Origin of the sequence: Streptomyces sp. NPDC053750 (assembly GCF_044544295.1) — a bacterium.
Classification (GTDB): Bacteria; Actinomycetota; Actinomycetes; order Streptomycetales; family Streptomycetaceae; genus Streptomyces.
In genome coordinates this window covers 224,034-243,378 of the sequence record NZ_JBITXB010000008.1, presented here as the reverse complement: position 1 = coordinate 243,378, position 19,345 = coordinate 224,034, and the positions used below count along the sequence as shown (strand labels likewise).

The following is a 19,345-nucleotide window of genomic DNA, read 5'->3' as shown; positions in this document are numbered from 1 at the left end:
TGAGAAGGTTCAGGAGGACGCCAGCGGGGCGCCGGCGGCGAGGACGGCCTGTGCCGCCTCGGCCGGGCGGAGGCGCGGGAAGTAGTGGCCGCCGTCCGCGAGCTCGTGCAGGTCCACGTGCTCGGCCAGCAGCAGCCAGTCCCGGTGGGCGTCGGCGTGTCCGGCCGTGTACGGGTCGTCGGCGGCCACGACCACCGACACCGGAACCGACAGCTTCACCCGTGGCGGGTTCTCCAGGGCGTCGCGGAAGTACCGGTGCGCGGACAGGCAGTCGTGCCGGTAGGCGGCACCGATGTGCTCGGCGTGCTGGTCGTTCAGCTCCGACAGCTCCACGTAGCCGCCTTCCGTGGTCAGATGTGCGGCGACGGCGCCGTCGTCCCGGCTTGTCAGTTCGTCGATGAGGGCCTGGCGTTCGGCTGCGGTGCCGAGCAACTGCGCGCCGAGGAACAGCCGCTTCACCTCCACACCGCGCTCCTGGAGCCTACGGGCCGTCTCCATGGCCGGTGCGGTGCCCGACGAGTGGCCCCACAGCATGACCCGGGTCAGGCCACGCGCGGTGATCTCGGCGGCGACCCGCTCGGCCACCTGTGCGATCGACGCGAACGGCTCGTGGGGAGCAGCGAGGTCGTGACCGGGCAGGTCCACCGCGAGGACCTGGGTGCCGCTTTGCGCCAGCGCATCTGCCATCGGCCGGTAGTTGACGGCGTTGCCGCCCGCGTAGGGGAAGCACACGAGTGTGCACTCCGGAGCTGCGTTCGCCGCTGACAGCGGCTGGAGCAGCTCCGTGCGCTGCCTGGACGCGCCGTCGAGGAGGGCGGCCAGCTCGGCGAGAACCGGGTGCCGGGTGATGTCCTTGAGGGACACCGCGCGGTCGAGCGCGATCGTGAGCTTCACCGCCGTCAGGGAGGTGCCCCCGGATTCGAAGAAGTGGTCCGTACGGCCGATCTGGTGCTCGGGCACACCGAGCACCTCGGCCCAGGCGGCCGCCAGCCTCCGCTCGGCCTGGGTGCGCGGTACGCGGTCCTGCGCGCCTGCGGTGTCGCCGTGCGCGGCAGACACGCTCCGCTCGGCCAGCACGGTGAGCGCCTTCCTGTCGATCTTGCCGTTCGCCGTCAGTGGCAGGGCGGACCGCCAGTGGAAGGCGGAAGGGAGCATGTAGGCGGGCAAGTCGGTGGCGAGCGCTCGGCGCAGCTCGTCCGTGGGCAGCTGCCGCCCCGAGTAGAAGGCGATCAGGTGCTTGCCCTGTCCTGCCCGGTCGTCGACGACCACCGCGCCGTCCCGGACGCCGGGAAGCCGGAGCAGGGTGTTCTCGATCTCGCCGATCTCGATGCGGAAGCCACGGATCTTGACCTGGTTGTCCCTGCGCCCGAGGAACTCCAGCTTGCCACCGGGGTGCCAGCGGCCCCGGTCACCGCCCAGGTAGAGCCGCTCGCCCGGCCGGTACGGGTCCTCGAGGTACGCCTCACGGGTCCGCTCGGGATCGTTGACGTAGCCCCGGCCCACACAGACACCGGAGAAGGCGATCAGCCCGGGTGCCCCCAGCGGCACCAGCGCCAGCCGCTCGTCCACGACGTAGACGTGCACGTTGTTGACCGCCCGCCCCAGCAGGACACGCTCGCACACCCCGTCGATGATCTCGTGGTTGGTGTCGTCCGAGGTCTCGGTCAAACCATAGGCGTTGACCAGCCTGATCCCCGGCTGGACGGCGAACCAGCGCTGGACCAGCTCCGGTTTGAGCGCCTCACCGGTCACCGACACGTAGCGCAGGTCCGGGAGCTCGCGGGGGTGCTGCTCCAGGTACGAGACCAGGACCTCCAGATAGGAGGGCACGAGCTGGGTGACACCGGCCCGGCCGCTCACCAGTGTGTCGGCGAACCGCTCCACGTCCACGAGCACGTCCTGCCCCACCAGCAGCGTCCGCCCGCCCACCAGCAGCGGAGACACCAGCTGCCACAGCGAGATGTCGAAGCACTGCGGTGCCGTCTGCGCCACCACGTCGCCCTCGCCGATGCCCAAGTCGTCGATCTTGGCGAAGAGGTGGTTGAGCATGCCCGCGTGCTCGCACATCGCCCCCTTCGGCTCGCCGGTGGAGCCGGAGGTGAAGTAGATGTAGGCCAGCCGGCCGGCGTCCACCGCGACGCCGGGGTCGTCGTCGGCGTGCGGTTCCGCGTACGCGTCCTCGATGAGCAGCCGCTCGGCCTCCGGTACGGTGGCCATCGCCTGGTCGAGGGTGCTGGTGCTGCCCGATTCGGTCAGCACCAGCCGGCATCCGGCCCGCGCCAGCGTCGCCGCGATGCGGCCGGGCGGGAAGTGGGGCTCGATGGGCAGGTACGCGCCGCCCGCTTTGAAGACCGCCAGCGTCGCGGCCAGCCAGTCGAGACCGCGTTCGGTGACGACGGCGACCACGTCCTCGCGGCCCAGTCCGCGGGCCAGCAGCGCCCGTGCCAACCGGTTGGCGCGTCCATTGAGTTCGCCGTACGTCCACTGCCGCTCTCCGTGCACCGCCGCCACCGCTTCCGGGTGCGCCCGCGCGCGCTGCTCGAACAGTTCGTGCGCCCGCGCGTCCGGCAGCGCCCGCCGGGGGCCGGCCAGTCTTTCCAGTTGCTCGTGCGTCTCGGCCTCCGACAGCAGGCTCTGCCGCGTGTGCCCGGCGTCCGCATCGGCCGTCATCAGGCCGAGCGCCGTCAGGTGGTAGCCGGCGATCCGGGCCGCGCTCTCGTCGTCCAGGGCGTCCGTGCGATAGCGCAGCCGCAGCGTGAGCCGTCCGCCGCTTTCGGACCAGTGCACGTGCAGGACGCCGTCACCGGCCGGGGGCCCGTCCGCCGCCATGGGTCCGAACACGACCTCGTACGACGGCTCCGCGACCCGCAGTTCGTGACGCAGCTCCTCCACCGGAAACTCCCGGTGCGCCAGCACGTCCGCCTCCGCACGGTGAGCCGACGACACCAGCGCGCGCCAGGTACCGGGGGCCACGGCGAGGCGGCAGGGCAGGGGCTCGCCGCGCGCTTCGGCGGCGTATCCCGTCACCACGTCCTGCTCGCCGGAGAGGGCGGCCAGCACCTTCGCGTGCGCCGCCAGCAGCAGCGCGCCGGCCGGCACCCCAAGCTGCCGTGCCAGGCCGTGCACCGCGTCCGCCACGGTCTCGGGCACCGGCGTCTCGTGTTCGGCCGTACCGGGAACCGGCTCCCGGACCCATCGCGGCACTGCGGTGAACCCACCGGCGGTCAGCACACGGCTCCAGAACTCCCGGTCCGCTTCCACACGCGCTCCCATCGATTGCTCCTCAGTTCGCGGTCGCCGCCGCGGCGGCGCTGTCCACGGGCGGTGGTGTCGTCGGGCCGGTGCCGGCGGGCTGTGCCGCGGCCTGCGGCATCTCGACGGCGGGGTTGCCGCCCCAGCGCGCGTGCGGGGGGACCTCCTCGCCCTTCATGAGGAAGGAATCCGGCGCCAGTTCCGCGCCGTCGCCCATCGTCACGCCGTAGTGCACGTGCGCGGCGACGCCCAGCGTGCAGCGGGCACCCAGCGTGGCGCCGTCGGACTTGAAGGTGCCGTCCTCCTGCGAGTGGCACTGAACCTTGCTTCCGGCGTTGAGGGTGGCTTCGTCGCCGATGGCGGTGAGCGTACGTTCCGTCAGGAAGCAGCCGTCGTCGAAGACCCTGCTGCCGATGCGAACGCCCAGCAGGCGCCAGACAAGTGTCTTGTAGGGAGTTCCGTTGAAGATGTTCAGGTAATGGTCCGGGACCTTCCACAGGCGCTCGTGCGACCAGAAGGCGGGTTCGTAGATGGAGCACAGCATGGGGCGCAGCCGGCGGAACGAGGTGAGGCAGCGTTCCACCAGGATGTAGTAGGCGGTGGAGAGGGCAAGCGTCAGTGCCATGTACGCGGCGATCACGATGTGTCCGAGCACGCTGTACAGGTGCACCGAGGCGAGGGCGAGGCACGTGAGTACGAGTGTGTGCAGCCACCGCACGAAGAGCATGAGGGCCATCGTGCGCACGTTGTGACGGTTCTTCGCGGCGAGGCGGCGCCGCAGGTTCTCGCCGGTCCTGAGGTCGTCGAACCGCGAGTCGCGCTCCACCGACCTGGGGATCTCGAAGCACGGCGAGCCGAGGAGTCCGACCCCTTCGCGGACCTCTCCGTCCAGGGGCACCATCACCTTCGTCGCCAGCAGGCAGTTCTCGCCCGTCCTGCCGCCGGTGGGATAGGCGATGTTGTTGCCCAGGAAGTTGCGCGGCCCGATCGATGCCCGCGACAGCCGGAAGGACGTTGCGGAGTAGTCCGCGTTGATGACGGAGAGTCCGTCGGCCACCATGGTTCCCGTGCCCACGGACACGAGCAGGGGGCTCTCGTGCTGCACCGCGGTGCCGAAGTTCGACCCGGTCTGCTCGACGTGCGACAGGTCGTATCCGATGCCGCGCAGGTAGTGCACGATGTACGAACTGTCCCCGAAGAGCCAGGTGAAGAACTTGATGTTCGTCATCCGCGCCGTCGCACGATGTACCGCGTACCGGAACCCGTAGAGCGGATACACCCTGTCCGGTCTGACGGCCAGACCGAGCAAACGCGGGAGGGTGCACAGGGCGACGAGTCCCAGGACGACGAAGCCGAGGAACAGCACGAGGGAGAGGCCCAGCGCGTCGGACACCAGTTCCGGCAGCGACAGCGCGGCCGTGGGTTCGAGCCGCTCGCGGACCGCCGGCACCTCGATGAACAGCGTGTACATCCCGCCCACGGCCAGCGGTATGTACAGGAAGAACAGCTGGAGCAGGGAGGCGAGACCGTACCAGGCCCGGCGCATGGCGCCGCACGAGGCCGACGCGACGCGCAGGTAGTCGACCTCCGTGGGCTGTGCGGGGGACCCGTGCCGGCGCTCGCCGTCCCGGACGGTCTGGCCGCGGTGCAGGGACGAGGTGTGACCCAGCTGGGCACCGTCGCCCATGGACGTATCGATGTCGAGGACGGTCTTCTCACCGATGTAGACGTCACGGCCGAGGGTGATCCAACCGGTCTCGATACGTCCCGCGCGCGCCCGGTAGCCGAGGAAGAACGACTCCTTGCGGACGACCGTGCCGGAGCCGATCGTCAGCAGGTCGGTGCAGACCGGGACGGACCGGGAGAGGATCGTGACCCCTCTGCCGATCCGCGCACCGAGTGCCCTCAGATACAGCACGTACAGCGGATTTCCGACGAAGAGGATCATCGGATTCGCGTGCAGCAGTGCCTTGACGACCCAGAAGCGCAGGTACGTCATGCTCCAAACGGGGAATTCGCATGGCTTCCAACGACCGACGAGCACCCATTTGGCGACGACCGGGAAAGCACACAGGGCCACAAATCCGACGCCGCCGAACAGCAGCGACCGCAGATAGATGTCCACCGGACCCGAACCGGCGGCGACCCACTCGTATCCCCCTGCGGTGACGAATCCGGCGACCACCGAATATCCCAGGAAGAACAGCAATTGAAGCGTTCCGCAAAGGACGTGTGAAAGCTTACTCGTCCGCGTAACCGGATCCGGCGGCCTCATCCGCGCAGCTGACTCCAGAACAGCCGGGGAATCAGCGGGATCCGGGGCGGACTCCGTGAGGGCCGCCGTCAGGCTTCGAATCGTGGGGTACCGGTAGATGTCCTTCATGGACGGTGAGGGAAGGTCCTCCCGCTTCCGGACTCGCGCGCAGAACTGTGCCATGACCAGCGAGTTCGCACCAAGGACGTCGAAGAAGTGCACGTCGGCCGGAACGCTCTCGACGCCTACGACGTCGGCCAGCGCATCCGCCAGTCGCCTTTCGGTGTCCACCCTCGTCGGACCGGGACTGCTCCGCCCGATGACGGCGCTGTCGTCCGGTCCTTCTATATGGACATCCGACTGCTCCACGATGTGATCTCCTTCGAGGAGGACGTCTGGATCGCCTTCGGCCAAAACCGATGAGGGGTCCTGGCGCTCGAGCGCCGTACAAAGTCCTGCCGAGCCATCGGAAGCTCGGGCATGTGCTCTTCTCCGGTTACAAACTGTCGCCCCAGTTTCGGCCAACTGCCGTCAGGCCGCCACTCCGAATCGATCACCGTGTGAGCGGGAATGTGCTCGGCAGCCCCGTGATCCCTTGACTACCGCAGGTATCGCGGCACATCTCGGATCACCCGAATGGCGGGCCCTCAGGACCAGGTGAGTGCAAAACTGGTGAACGTGGAATGACACTGGCCCGCCCCGTCAGGCGAGCATGATGCGGTGGCGGAGGAGATCGAACCCGGCGCGGCCGTGCATCTGCCTCATGATCCGTCTGAGTGCACGTCGATACTGGCCGACCCCGTCACCGACGCCACGACGAAGGCCGCCGTCCGCGTCACGGACGTCGTGCACTCCGTGCCCGGGGACGACAGCACTCCGGTGGTCTCCTACACCGTCACCGTCAGGGGCGAGTACCACGTCACCATGCGCCTCCGTGACCTCCAGCGAAGCGCCATGCGGATCCTGAACACGGCCATGCGGTCCCGGCCGTTTCTCTCACCTGGAGGAGTTCGTCGAAGTCGGCCGCAGGAAGGTGAACGCTCACTGACCACGGTGCGGGGCCGGGTACCGAAGCCGGTCCCGCCCCGCCGGGCGCACCGTCAGACGGCGGTACCCGCCCTGCGGCGCGTCTTCTCCTGGCTCACGGACGACAGGTGTTCACGCAGGTAGGCCGACGCCTCGGCGCGTTCGCCGGCCAGAAGGAGGTCGGCGATGCGCACGTGCTCGGCGCAGCGCAGGGCCGCGCGGTCGCGTTGCAGGGAGCGCCGGTACTCGATGAGGCGGCGCAGTCGGTCGACGCGGCGCAGGGAGTCGATGAAGAACGTGTTGTTGCTGCACGCCATGACGGTCTCGTGGAAACGGCTGTTGAGGTCGTACAGCTGGGCGTTGCCGATCGTGCGGATCTCCCCGTCGACCAGGCGCTGCTGCTGGGCGCGGACGGCTTCGAGGGCGTCGCGGTCCAGGACGAAGCCGGGTCCGAGGATGGCGGCGGGTTCTGGTCCTCGGTCCGCCGCAACAAGCGCCTCGCCGCGGCCGAGAGCGAAAGCAATACGGAGAAGACCGAAGCGGTTTCCACGGCATGAGCGTCATTGCCGACGAGGACCAAGCCCACACACGTTGGTGAACTGGCGACATGTAGCCGGCAAGCCTCGGGCGTCGCCCGAACCTACTGCGGTCCTCATGGTCTCCCAGCGAACGACTCCCTCATCGCGTCAGCCGTTGTAAGTAACCGACAGTGATTGTCGTCGGTAACCTTGGCTCGACCGTACGCTTTGCTGCGAGAGACACCAGGGGTGGGGATGCATCGGCCGAACGTCATCGGTGACTGGCGCGAGTACGACGATGACCACAAGGGGATACGCGTCCGTGTCCACTCGGTCAAGAAGGGGGACGTCCCGCCCGAAGGCCGGGACAGTGATGCAAAGGGACTCACATACTTCAGTTTCCGCGTCACAGTCGAGAACCGCGCCGAGGAATGGTTCATGATCGAACTTGAGCGGCGCCACCTCGATGTGCGGGCCGGCAAGGACGGGGACTCCGTGTACCTCGACTACAACTCCCGGGAGATCGAGGGCTTCAAGCTGTACCCGCTGCGCCGCGCCTCAGCGACCTTCTACGCAGCCGCACCCGCCCGGCGCCTGGATATTCTCGACATTCAGATCCACATGCGCATCGACGATGAGCCGGCCGACCCACACGTGTGGGTCGGCGGCATCGACGTACCGGAAGCAGCTACCCGCACTTCCAAGCGGGCCGCTCGCACCAAGGACTCCCTCGCCGCCGAAGTGAGCCAGTTTCTGCAAGAACAGGGAGACGTGCCATGACGAGTTCCGAGCTTCAGAACCGGTGACTGGCGGAGCACCCGCTGCCGAGCAAGCGTGGGCGAAGCTGCCAGAGATCATTGGCCTTCCGGACGAAGGCTTCGCCCTGTGGGACGTCGCAGCAGCTTGCCAAGAACAACATCGGACACCTCCCCGCGAAGCTCCCGACGGACAGCACCTGTCCAGTGCTAGGTGAGCGACAAGACCAAGCCGTTGGTTCACCAGCTGCACATGCTGCTAGAGGCGAGGGCGAAACTCGACGCCTAACTCCTCAGGGACGGGGAGCTGGTGCCGGTGGCGCCGACTGCCCGTCCCCTCGTCGACGCGCACACGATGGCTGATAACTGGCGAGCGCTTCTGCCGCTTCTTGACGATCTTCGGCTCGAACGAGCCGTCCGCCGAAAGCACGGTGCGTGCTTCGAACAGCCCCACTTCGGAGGCGCACGCGGCAGCAACGAGGAAATGGGCCCTGTCCGAGCGGCAACCATATGCCCGAGTTCGACGCAGCGTAGTCAGCACCACGTCAGCACGGGACAGGTGAAGACGGGCGATGACGTGGCCTTGCAGTCAGCACAGAACCAGCACGGGAGCCAGTACCGCGCCGTCGAATCACCCCGAACCACGCTTCCCGGACAGCGCTCGTTTCGACCTCTCCCAGGCACCTGAACCCCCCGTCCCTGAGCAAGCATGGTGGCCGCGCGCATACCCGGTCCCCGAACTATGTTGCCCCGCCACATGTGCCCTTGACCTGCGGCTTCCTACCGTGTGCCGACACGTACCCGTCCCCACCGCACACGAGGAAGTGGCGCACATGGCCTCAGCAGCATCCGCTCCCCCGACACCCGGCAACCTCAAGCGCATCGTCGCCGCGTCCCTCATCGGCACCACCATCGAGTGGTACGACTTCTTCCTCTACGGTTCCGCCGCCGCCCTCGTCTTCAACAAGCTCTTCTTCCCGGACTCCGACCCGCTGGTCGGCACGCTGCTGTCGTTCCTGACGTACGCCGTCGGGTTCGCCGCGCGGCCGCTGGGGGCTCTGGTGTTCGGGCACTACGGTGACCGGCTCGGGCGCAAGAAGCTGCTGGTGCTGAGCCTGTTGATGATGGGCGGGGCGACCTTCGCGATCGGGCTGCTGCCCACGCACGCGACCATCGGCACGGCCGCTCCCGTGCTGCTGACCGTGCTGCGGCTCGTGCAGGGCTTCGCGCTCGGCGGTGAGTGGGGCGGAGCCGTGCTGCTGGTGTCCGAGCACGGGGACGCGCGGCGGCGCGGGTTCTGGGCGTCGTGGCCGCAGACCGGGGCGCCGGCCGGACAGCTGCTGGCCACCGGGGTGCTGTCGCTGCTGACGGCCGTGCTGTCGGACTCCGCGTTCAACAGCTGGGGCTGGCGGATCCCGTTCCTGCTCTCCGGGGTACTGGTCATGGTCGGTCTGTGGATTCGTCTGTCCGTCGACGAATCGCCGGTCTTCAAGCAGGCGTTGGCGCAGGCCGAGTCCCGCAAGGCGGACGCCGAGCCGCTTCCGCTGGTCGCCGTGATGCGACACCACTGGCGTGACGTGCTGATCGCGATGGGCGCACGCATGGCGGAGAACATCAGCTACTACGTCATCACCGCCTTCATCCTCGTCTACGCCACCACCGCGGCCGACGTCTCCAAGCAGACCGCGCTCAACGCGGTGCTGATCGCCTCGGCCGTGCACTTCGCGGTCATCCCGGCCTGGGGCGCGCTGTCGGACCGGATCGGACGTCGTCCCGTGTATCTGCTGGGCGCGGCCGGTGTCGGGCTGTGGATGTTCCCGTTCTTCCTGCTGATCGACACCGGCGGCTTCGGCAGCCTGCTGCTCGCGGTGACCGTGGGACTGGTGCTGCACGGAGCGATGTACGCGCCCCAGGCGGCCTTCTTCTCCGAGATGTTCGCGACCCGGATGCGTTACTCCGGTGCTTCCATCGGCGCCCAGTTCGCCTCGGTCGCCGCCGGTGCGCCCGCGCCGCTGATCGCCACCGCGCTGCTGAGCGAGTACGACAGCTCGACCCCGATCTCCCTCTATGTCATCGCCTCGGTCGTACTGACGCTGATCGCCGTGGGCGTGGCCAAGGAGACCCGGAACCGGGACCTCTCCGAGGTCGCGGTGACGGGCGAGGACCTGGAGGGGCCGGCCGACTCGCCCGCCACCCGGGCGCACACCGCCTGACCCCGTCGCCGCAGCCCTGACCCCCGTCCCGTACGGGGGTCAGTCGTGTGCCGGGGCCGACAACCGGCGGAGTCTCAGGGCGAGCTGTATCTCCAGCGCACGGTCGGGGTTCTGCCAGTCCTCGCCCAGGAGGCGGCCGACGCGCTCCAGGCGCTGGGCGACCGTGTTCACGTGGACGTGGAGCTCGTCCTTGGTGCGGGCGGGGCTCATGCCGCAGGCGAAGTACGCGTCGAGGGTGCGCAGCAGTTCGGTGCCGCGTCGCCGGTCGTAGGCCATGACCTCGCCGATGGTGCGGTCGACGAAGCCGGAGACGTCCTGGTCCCCGGCCAGCAGCAGCCCCAGGAACCCGAAGTCCTCGGCGGCGGCGCCGTCCCCGGAGCGGCCCAGCAGACGCAGGGCGTCCAGGCAGCGTCTGGCCTCGGTGTAGGCACCGGCCACGGCCTCGGGACCGGCGGCGAGATCCTCGACGGGGGCGGAGGCGCCGACGGTGACGGCCTCGTGGACGGCCGTGCCGAGCTCCCGGGCGGTGCGGCGGGCCAGGTCGGTGGCACCGTCCCGGGCGGCGAGGGGCAGCAGCAGTACGGTGCCGCCGTCCCGGGCGGCGGCCAGGCCGTGCCGGGTGGCGGCGAGGTGGGAGGCCGCGGCCCACAGGCGCCTGCGCGCGTCCGCCTCCTGGTCGGCGTCGGGCGCGGAGGCGTCGAGGCGGGCGGCGAGGACGACGTGGGTGGCGTCGAGGTCGGCGCGCAGCCGGGCGGCACGCTCGCGCAGGAGGCGCGGGTCGCGGTCGCGGGCGTCGAGCAGGTCGTCCAGCAGCTCACCGCGGACGCGCTGTTCGGCCTCGGCGGCGGAGCGCCGGGCGAGCAGCAGCAGGGAGGTGACCATCGCGGCGCGTTCCAGGGTGAGTTGGTCGACGGGGTCGAGCCCGGGGTGGCCGTGCAGCACGAGGGCGCCGAGCAGTTCGCCGCCGGCGGTGACGGCGGCGATCCAGTCGTCCTCGTGCCGCACCGCGTGCCCCTCGGCCCGGGAGGCCTCCAGGGCGCTCGCCGGTGCCCGGACGGCCTCGGTGAACTCGACGGTGCCGGCCAGGACCTGGGAGACGGCGGCGGCCACGTCGTGGACGCCGCCGCCGCGCAGGACGAGTTCGGCGAGCCGGTCGTGGACGTCGGAGGCGCGCTCGATGGCCGCGCTGCGGTCCCGGATGATCTCGTTGGCCCGCTCCAGGCCGGCGAGGGCCGAGCGGGTCTCGGCGAGCAGGTTCGCCGTGTCGATGGCGGCCGCCGCGAGGGCGGCGAAGGAGCCGAGCAGGGCGATCTGCTCGCGTTCGAAGACGCGGGCGCGCCGGTCCGCGGCGAACAGCACGCCGATGACGTGGTGGCCGAGCATCAGGGGCACGCCGAGGATGGCGACGAGGCCCTCGTCGTGCACGCCCGCGTCGATGGTGCGCGTGTGCTGGAAGCGGGCGTCCTTGAAGTAGTCGTCGGTGACGTAGGGGCGGGCGGTCTGGGCGACCAGGCCGCCGAGGCCCTCCCCCATGCCCAGCCGCAGCTGCTGGAAGCGGGCCGCGACCGAGCCCTCGGTGACGCGCATGTACGTGTCGCCGCGCGCCGGGTCGTTGAGGCTGAGGTAGGCCACGTCGGTGCCGAGCAGGGAGCGGGCGCGCTGCACGATCGCGCGCAGCACGGCGTCCAGGTCGCGCAGTCCGGCGAGGTCGTGGGCGGTCTCGAACAGCGCGGACAGCTCGGCCTCCCGCCGGCGCCTGCCCTCCAGCTCGGAGCGCACGCGCAGGGCGAGGCGCTTGGCCTGTTCGAGCGCGTCGATCCGCCCGGCCGGGCCCGACTCCGCGCGGGCGCGCAGCACCGGCTGCTCGTAGGCCTCGGCCGGGGCGCCCCGGGCCAGCAGCTCCAGGAACGGCGTCTCGACGGCGGTGGGCGACGGGCCCACGGCATCGCCGGCCGGCGCTCCGGCATCGTGGGCGAGGCGCTCGTCGGACTGCACGTGATCGCGGGACATGGTCACAGGATTCCCCATCGCAGGGCCGGTCCGGCAGCCCTGTGGAAAACCCGGGATGCCGGGGCCGGCGCCCTGTCCGTCCGGCGGACCGCCGTCGGGTTCAGTGCGCGGTCCAGCCGCCGTCCAGGACGAGTGAGGTGCCGGTGACGAAGGACGCCTGCGGACCGCACAGGTACGCCACGGCCTCGGCGACCTCCTCCGGTTCGATGAGCCGCCGCACGGCGCTGTCCCGCAGCAGTACGTCGGTGAGCACCTGCTCCTCGGGGATGCCGTGTGCCCTGGCCTGGTCGGTGATCTGCTGCTCCACGAGCGGGGTGCGCACGTAGGCGGGGTTCACGCAGTTGGAGGTGACGCCGTGGGCGGCGCCCTCGAGGGCGGCGGTCTTGGACAGTCCCTCCAGTCCGTGCTTGGCGGACACGTAGGCCGCCTTGTAGGCCGAGGCGCGCAGGCCGTGGACGGAGGAGATGTTGACGATGCGGCCCCAGCCCTGCCCGTACATGTGGGGCAGGGCGCCGCGGATGAGGCGGAAGGGGGCCTCCAGCATCACGGTGAGCACCGTGTGGAAGACGTCCGGGGGGAACTCCTCGATCGGCCGCACCAGCTGCAGCCCGGCGTTGTTGACGAGGACGTCGGTGCCGGCGGCGGCGAGCTCGGCGGCGTCCAGGTCGGTCAGGTCCAGGACGTGCGGCTCGACGCTGCCCGGGAGGTTGCCGCCGCTCTCGGCGAGCGCCTCCAGTCCGGCGGCGTCCCGGTCCACCGCTCTGACCTTGGCCCCGGCGGCGGCCAGTCGCAGTGCGCAGGCCCGGCCGATACCGCCGGCCGCGCCGGTGACGAGGGCGGTACGGCCGTCGAGGTCGAGCGAGGAGGCGTGGGGGGCCGGGAGGAGGCGGGGCGAGGTCATGTCCCGACCCTAGGCAGCACATGTCCCGCCCCCCATGTGGGCACGCCCCATACTTCAGCTGGAACCAGTGGGGTCAAACCATGTGGGGGCGTCCGACAGGGCCTGCTTGACCCTGGTCTGCCCGAACTCCATGAGATCCGGCAGTGCGTCCACCGCGAACCAGCCCACGTCCAGCGACTCGTCGTCGTTGACCCGGGCCTCCCCTCCGACGGCACGACAGCGGAAGGTGATGTCCATGTACTGGCAGACGTCACCGTTGTCGTACGTGACCGGGTTCAGCGCCTGGACGAGGACCACCCGTTCGACGGAGCACCGTACGGCCGTCTCCTCCTCGACCTCGCGCACGGCGCAGGCGGCGGGCTGCTCCCCCGGTTCCGGGATGCCGCCGATGAGTGACCAGCGTCCGTTGTCGGAGCGCCGGTTCAGCAGCACCCGCCCCTCGTCGTCGAAGACGACGGCGGTGACTCCGGGGAGCCAGAGCAGTTGGTGTCCGGCCGAGGCGCGCAGGTCGCGGATGAAGTCGGGAGTAGCCATGCGCACGACCCTAACGGGCCGGTCGGGCGGTACCCGGCGACGTGGTGGGGCGTGCGGCGGGCGTACCGCTACACACCGCGGGCGCGTCGGCCGCGCACACCGGCCCCGACGGCCCAGCCGAGCCCGCCGGCCGCGACGAGCACCAGGGCGATCTCGGGCACCACGCCCAGCTGGGTGGCGGGCGTCCGGGAGGAGCGCAGTGGCACCTCCTGCACCAGGGAGTCCGCCACGAACATGCCGGTCCTCTGGGTGATCCTTCCGTCCGGCATGATGATCGCGCTGACGCCGCTGGTCACCGGCACGGTGACGGTCCGGCTGTGCTCGACCGCGCGGATGCGGGACATGGCGAGCTGCTGGTAGGTCATCTCGCTGCGGTCGAAGGTCGCGTTGTTGCTGGGTACGGAGATCATTTGGGCGCCGTCGGTGACCTCGGAGCGCACCGCCCAGTCGAAGGCGGCCTCGTAGCAGGTGACGAGGCCGACCTTGGTGCCGGCCATCGTGAACACGCCCGGTTCGGTGCCGCGGCTGAAGTCCTGGCTGACCATGGAGGTCCACTCGTCGTTGATCGCCCCGATGAGCGAGCGCAGCGGCAGGTACTCGCCGAACGGCTGGATCTGCCGCTTGTCGTAGGTGTCGACGGGTCCCTCGACCGGGTCCCACAGGATCTGCTCGTTGAGCAGCTGGCCGTCGCGTTCCACGACGCCGCCGACCGAGACGGGCGCGCCGATGGCCTTGGCGGCCCGGTCGATGACGAGGCGGGCGTCGGCGTTGGCGAAGGGGTCGATGTCCGAGGAGTTCTCCGGCCAGAGCACGAAGTCCGGCTGGTCGACCTTGCCGGCCTTCACCTCGGCGGCCAGACGTTCCGTCTCACGCGCGTGGTAGTCCAGTACGGCCCGCCGCTGGGCGTTGAAGCCGAGGCCGGCGCGCGGCACATTGCCCTGGATCACGGCGACGGTCGCGGTGCCGTCCTCCGCCTCGTCGCTGACCAGCGGCCGGGCGGCCACGGCGCCGACGACGGGCACGGCCACACTGAGGAGCGCCACCGCCGCCGCGCTCCGCCGCACCTCTCCGGTGCGGCGTGCCCGGACGGCCAGGCGCACGATCTCGTAGAGGCCGAAGCCGCACAGGACGACCGCGAAGCCGAGGACCGGTGTACCGCCGACCGCCGCGAGCGGCAGGAACACACCGTCCGCCTGTCCGAACGCGACCTTGCCCCAGGGGAAGCCCTCGAAGGGCACACGCGCGCGTGCCGCCTCCGAGGCGGTCCACAGCGCCGCCGCCCACACCGGCCAGGCCGGCAGCTTCGACACCGCGGCGACGCCCGCGCCGACCAACGCCACGAAGATCGCCTCGATCGCCGCCAGGGCGAGCCAGGGGCCGGGGCCGACCTCCACACCGGTCCACACCAGCAGCGGCAGCAGGAAGCCGAGCCCGAAGAGATAGCCGAGGCCGAGGCCCGCCTTCCAGCCACGGTCGCGCAGCGCCCAGCCGAGGACGCCGAAGGCGGGCAGGGCCAGCCACCACAGGGTGCGCGGCGGGAAGCTGACGTAGAGCAGCACTCCGGAGAGCGCGGCCGCGGCGGCCGGGAGGAGACGCAGGAGCCGCGCGGTGCCGCGCGTAGGGGGCGTGGTCTGCGGCTTCGTCCGGTCCGGCTCGCCGACGGAGGTTGCGGTGGCTGTCACCCCCCGGAGTGTACGGCGGGTCACCACGGGGCCGACAGCGCGGCCCGGGGACGCCGGGGGCCAAGGCTCAGTCACCCGACGGGCCGGGGGCGCACTCAGCGCGCAGGACCGGGTGCCTTGGGCCGCAGCCGGTCCTTGATGACCTGGACGGCCGCCTCCGCGTCGTCGACGGTGATCGTGAAGGTGTGGCCGTCCCACAGCCGGAGGATCACGCCCTCCCCGCGCCGCACGACGACCGCGGTGCCCTTCTCCGGCCGCCAGCGGTAGCCCCAGCCGCCCCAGTGACGCGGAGTGACGTGCGGGGCGAACTCGGCGCCGGCGACGTGGGAGAGAGGGATGCGGCGACGCGGCACGCCGATGTGGCCGCAGCGCACCTCGAGGCAGTCCTCGTCGACTCTGAGCGCGACGTGCACGAACGCCAGCGTGCCGAAGAGCACCAGCAGCCCCGCCGCGATGCAGCCGACGACCGCCATGGCCAGCGGGGCGACGCCGGACTCCCAGGCGGAGTCGACGGCCAGCGTGATGCCGAGCGCCATGCAGGCGACGCCGATGAGCGCCAGGAACCATTGGACCCGGTTGGTGGCACGTCCGGTCCACACCTCGGGCCGGGGGGTGGTCTCGCCGTGGCGATGCCTCATGGACAAGAGGTTACTCACGTTTCGCTGCGCGGGTACCTCGTCGCGCTGCGTGAGTGGGCCGACCGGGCGTGCCCGCCGGTCAGCGGGCGGGCGTCACCGCGCGCAGGAGCAGACCCTCGTCGTAGGCCAGCGCGGGTGCGGGCAGCGCGCCCTCGCGTCCGCTCAGCAGCACCGTGAGGGTGCCCACGGCCGGGGCCCCGGGGTCGGGCCGGGCACCGATCCGGCGCAGCGCCTGCGCGGCGACCGCGCCGGCGGACCCGTGCAGGACGAGGCGCGGGCCGCCGGGCCGCTGCACGGCGGTCCGGATGCGCTCGGCGACGAGTTCGTAATGGGTGCAGCCCATGACGACGGTCGTTACGTCCGCGGGCGTCAGGGCGGCCGCGGCGGCGAGGGCCTCGGCGATCGCGGTCTCGTCCGCGTGCTCGACGGCCTCGGCCAGTCCGTGGCACGGCACCTCGGTGACGGCCGCACCGCCGGCGAACTCTTCGATGAGGTTGCGCTGGTAGGGGCTGCCGGTGGTGGCGGGCGTCGCCCAGATGGCCACCGGTCCCCCGCCGGCCGCGGCGGGCTTGATCGCCGGGACCGTGCCGATGACCGGCAGGCCGGGCTCGAGCCGGGCGCGCAGCGTGGGCAGCGCGTGCACGGTGGCGGTGTTGCAGCCGACGATCAGGGCGTCCGGCCGATGGGCCGCGGCGGCCTCGGCGACGGCGACGGCCCGCCCGGTCAGGTCCTCGGGCGTGCGCGGACCCCAGGGCATGCCGTCGGGGTCCAGGGACAGGATGAGATCGGCGTCCGGTCGCAGGCGCCGTACCGCGGTGGTGGCCGCCAGCAGACCGATTCCGGAGTCCATGAGCGCGATCTTCACCCGGCAACCATAGACGATGGGCCGCTGCGGGCCCTTGCCGTGGGGCAGACTGCGCACGTGAGCGCCGAAGCGTGGACTCCCGCCGTGACTGCCATGACCGACGTGTCCGCTGTGACTGCCACGACCACCGTGACCGCCGTCTCCGCCCTGTCGCTCGCCGCCTGGCTGTGGCTCCTGCTCGCGCGGGGCTTCTTCTGGCGTACGGACGTCAGGCTGCCGCCCGAAGCGGAACCGGACACCTGGCCGTCCGTCTGCGTCGTCGTCCCGGCGCGCGACGAGGCGGCGGTGCTGCCCGCGAGCCTGCCGTCGCTGCTCGCCCAGGAGTACCCGGGGCGGGCGGAGGTCTTCCTGATCGACGACGGCAGCACCGACGGCACGGGGAAGCTGGCGTGCGAGCTGGCCCGGCGGCAGGAGGGACTGTCGCTCACCGTGGCCTCGCCCGGGGAGCCGCCCGCCGGCTGGACGGGCAAGCTCTGGGCGGTGCGGCACGGCATCGACCTGGCACGCACGCGTGGACCCGAGTACCTGCTGCTGACGGACGCCGACATCGCCCACGCGCCGGACAGCCTGCGCCGGCTGGTGTCGGCGGCCCGCGCCGGCGGTTTCGACGCCGTCTCCCAGATGGCCCGGTTGCGGGTGGCGAGCATGTGGGAGCGACTCGTGGTGCCGGCCTTCGTCTACTTCTTCGCGCAGCTGTACCCGTTCCGGTGGATCGGCAGGGACCCTGCCGCAAGGACGGGGCCGCGGACGGCGGCAGCGGCGGGCGGCTGTGTGCTGCTGCGCACGGACGCCGCCGAGCGCGCGCGGATCCCGGACGCCATCCGGCACGCGGTCATCGACGACGTGGCCCTCGCCCGGGCGGTCAAGGGCGGCGGTGGCCGCATCTGGCTGGGGCTGGCCGACCGGGTGGACAGTGTGCGTCCGTATCCGCGGCTGCGTGACCTGTGGCGGATGGTCTCGCGCAGCGCGTACGCGCAACTGCGGCACAACCCCCTGGTGCTCGCCGGGACGGTCGTCGGCCTGGCGCTGGTGTACCTGGTGCCGCCGGTGGCGGCCGTCGTGGGCGCGGCGACGGGGAGTACGGCGACGACGCTCCTCGGCGGCGCCGCTTGGCTGGTGATGGCAGGGACGTACATGCCGATGCTGCGCTACTACCGGCAGCCGCTGTGGCTCGCTCCGCTGCTGCCGTTCACCGCGTTTCTGTACCTGCTGATGACGGTCGACTCCGCGGTGCAGCACTACCGGGGGCGCGGTGCGGCCTGGAAGGGCCGCACCTACGCCCGTCCGGACGCCGTGCCCGACGAGGGCTGAGCGCCCACCCGGTGCCGGTTCACTTCCGGCCGGGCGTCCAGTTCATGCCCCATCCGTAGGCGCGGTCGACCGTGCGCTGAGGGCTCACGCCGCGCTCGGGCACCAGGTAACGGGCCTCACGCTGGACGACGAGGTCGTCTCCGGTGTTGGTGATCAGCGCGAGGGCGCACACCGTGGAAGGAACCGTGCACTCGTCGAGCGAGAAGTCGACCGGGGCGCCGTACTGCGGCTGGAGGGTGACGGTGGCGTGCAGGTCGGCGAAGGAGCGCGCCCCTTCGTAGATGGTCACGAAGACGAGGATGCGCCGGAAGTACCGCTGGTGGTCGAGGTTGACGGTGAGGTTCTCACCGGTCGCCACGGCGCCGGTGCGGTCGTCGCCGTCGAGGTGGATGAACGGCGGCTGGTGCAGGGACCCGAAGGCGTTGCCGAGGGCCTGGACGACGCCCTTGCTGCCGTCGGAGAGTTCGAACAGGCAGCACAGGTCGAGGTCGAGGTCGTCGTGCATGGCGACCGGGCGGCCCAGCTTGCGCGCCCAGCCGGAGAACTGCTTGCGCACCTGCCAGTTGAGGTTCACGCGCAGGATGCCGGAGGTGCCGCCCTGCTTGGTCAGCGAGACGGAGGGCGCCGCCTTGGTGAGCGTGACCTTGGTCAGGCGGACCGGCTCGGCAGGGGGCGCCGCCGACGGGGGCGGCGGGGCGGCGGCCGGCCGGGTCACGGGCGGGGCCGGGGGCGGCACGGCGGGCGCGGGGGCCGGCGACGGCACGGCGGGCGCGGGGGCCGGTGGCGGCACGGCGGGCGCGGGGGCCGGTGGCGGCATGGTGGGCGCGGGTGCGGGCGGGGCTGCCGGGGGCGCCTGCTGCGGTTCGTCCACCGTGATGCCGTAGTCGGTCGCCAGGCCCTCCAGCCCGCTGTCGTAGCCCTGGCCGACGGCGCGGAACTTCCAGGCGCCCTGGCGCCGGTAGAACTCGCCGAGCACGAAGGCCGTTTCGACGGTCGCGCCCGGATTGTCGAAGCGAGCCACCACGGCGTTCCGCGCGGCGTCACGGACCTCGATGTACAGGTCCGGGACCTGGCCGAACGCCCCGCCGTCGGAGGAGGCGGCGACGATCACGGTCTCGATCGCGGGCTCCACGCGCGCGAGGTCGACGAGCAGGCTGTCGGTCACCCGACCGCCGGCGTCCCGTTTGCCCTCGTGGCGGACCGCCCCGGAGGAGTGCGACGCCTGGTTGTAGAAGACGAAGTCCGCGTCGGAACGGACCTTCCCGCCCCTCAGCAGCAGCGCCGAGGCGTCGGCGTCGGGTACGCCGGGGCCGGATCGCCAGCCCAGTTCCACCCGCAGCGCCGTCGTCGGCACCGGGGTGTTCGAACCTTTCGACATGGACATGT

14 protein-coding genes are annotated in these 19,345 nt (G+C 71.2%); 4 read left to right on the top strand and 10 right to left on the bottom strand.

Annotated elements, in window-relative coordinates:
- Positions 1-9: 9 nt before the first annotated feature.
- The 3 genes from ACIGO6_RS24000 to ACIGO6_RS23990 all read right to left on the bottom strand — a co-directional run bounded on the left by ACIGO6_RS24000 (position 10) and on the right by ACIGO6_RS23990 (position 6,909).
- A complete protein-coding gene (locus tag ACIGO6_RS24000; protein ID WP_399879304.1) occupies positions 10-3,273 on the bottom strand; it encodes an amino acid adenylation domain-containing protein in 3,264 nt (1,087 codons plus the stop codon).
- A 10-nt stretch (positions 3,274-3,283) separates the two neighbouring features.
- Complete coding sequence (locus ACIGO6_RS23995) at positions 3,284-5,878, bottom strand: Pls/PosA family non-ribosomal peptide synthetase (RefSeq protein ID WP_399879504.1); 2,595 nt, start codon at positions 5,876-5,878, stop codon at positions 3,284-3,286.
- Between the two features lie 728 nt (positions 5,879-6,606).
- Positions 6,607-6,909, bottom strand: a complete 303-nt coding sequence (locus tag ACIGO6_RS23990; protein WP_399879502.1) for an FCD domain-containing protein — start codon at positions 6,907-6,909, stop codon at positions 6,607-6,609.
- On the opposite strand from ACIGO6_RS23990, the gene ACIGO6_RS23985 reads away from it, so the two are divergent.
- From ACIGO6_RS23985 to ACIGO6_RS23975, 3 genes are all read left to right on the top strand, one after another.
- Positions 6,859-7,089 carry a hypothetical protein gene (locus ACIGO6_RS23985; protein WP_399879302.1) on the top strand — a complete coding sequence of 77 codons (231 nt, stop codon included), beginning with the start codon at positions 6,859-6,861 and terminating at the stop codon, positions 7,087-7,089. The two genes, ACIGO6_RS23990 and ACIGO6_RS23985, sit on opposite strands and share 51 nt — an antisense overlap.
- Positions 7,090-7,305: 216 nt before the next feature.
- Positions 7,306-7,830 (top strand): hypothetical protein, encoded by a 525-nt coding sequence (locus ACIGO6_RS23980; protein WP_399879301.1) that lies wholly within the window; start codon positions 7,306-7,308, stop codon positions 7,828-7,830.
- A gap of 808 nt (positions 7,831-8,638) precedes the next feature.
- Positions 8,639-10,018 (top strand): MFS transporter, encoded by a 1,380-nt coding sequence (locus ACIGO6_RS23975; RefSeq protein WP_399879300.1) that lies wholly within the window; start codon positions 8,639-8,641, stop codon positions 10,016-10,018.
- A gap of 39 nt (positions 10,019-10,057) precedes the next feature.
- Here the strand turns inward: ACIGO6_RS23975 and ACIGO6_RS23970 are convergent, their stop codons facing one another.
- From ACIGO6_RS23970 to ACIGO6_RS23945, 6 genes are all read right to left on the bottom strand, one after another.
- A complete protein-coding gene (locus tag ACIGO6_RS23970) occupies positions 10,058-12,028 on the bottom strand; it encodes a helix-turn-helix domain-containing protein (protein ID WP_399879298.1) in 1,971 nt (656 codons plus the stop codon).
- A 100-nt stretch (positions 12,029-12,128) separates the two neighbouring features.
- On the bottom strand, positions 12,129-12,929 hold the full coding sequence (locus ACIGO6_RS23965) for a 3-hydroxybutyrate dehydrogenase (RefSeq protein ID WP_399879296.1): 801 nt from the start codon (positions 12,927-12,929) through the stop codon (positions 12,129-12,131).
- Between the two features lie 54 nt (positions 12,930-12,983).
- Positions 12,984-13,463 (bottom strand): NUDIX hydrolase, encoded by a 480-nt coding sequence (locus ACIGO6_RS23960; RefSeq protein ID WP_399879294.1) that lies wholly within the window; start codon positions 13,461-13,463, stop codon positions 12,984-12,986.
- 68 nt (positions 13,464-13,531) lie between these two features.
- A complete protein-coding gene (gene lnt / locus ACIGO6_RS23955) occupies positions 13,532-15,145 on the bottom strand; it encodes an apolipoprotein N-acyltransferase (RefSeq protein WP_399879292.1) in 1,614 nt (537 codons plus the stop codon).
- Positions 15,146-15,240: 95 nt separating this feature from the next.
- Complete coding sequence (locus ACIGO6_RS23950; RefSeq protein WP_399879291.1) at positions 15,241-15,783, bottom strand: hypothetical protein; 543 nt, start codon at positions 15,781-15,783, stop codon at positions 15,241-15,243.
- 79 nt (positions 15,784-15,862) lie between these two features.
- A complete protein-coding gene (locus tag ACIGO6_RS23945) occupies positions 15,863-16,648 on the bottom strand; it encodes a glutamate racemase (protein ID WP_399879289.1) in 786 nt (261 codons plus the stop codon).
- A 93-nt stretch (positions 16,649-16,741) separates the two neighbouring features.
- On the opposite strand from ACIGO6_RS23945, the gene ACIGO6_RS23940 reads away from it, so the two are divergent.
- Positions 16,742-17,959, top strand: coding sequence for a glycosyltransferase (locus ACIGO6_RS23940; RefSeq protein ID WP_399879500.1), 1,218 nt, complete (start codon positions 16,742-16,744; stop codon positions 17,957-17,959).
- Positions 17,960-17,978: 19 nt separating this feature from the next.
- On the opposite strand, the gene ACIGO6_RS23935 is transcribed toward ACIGO6_RS23940, so the two are convergent.
- Positions 17,979-19,337, bottom strand: coding sequence for a TerD family protein (locus ACIGO6_RS23935; protein WP_399879498.1), 1,359 nt, complete (start codon positions 19,335-19,337; stop codon positions 17,979-17,981).
- Positions 19,338-19,345 lie beyond the last annotated feature (8 nt).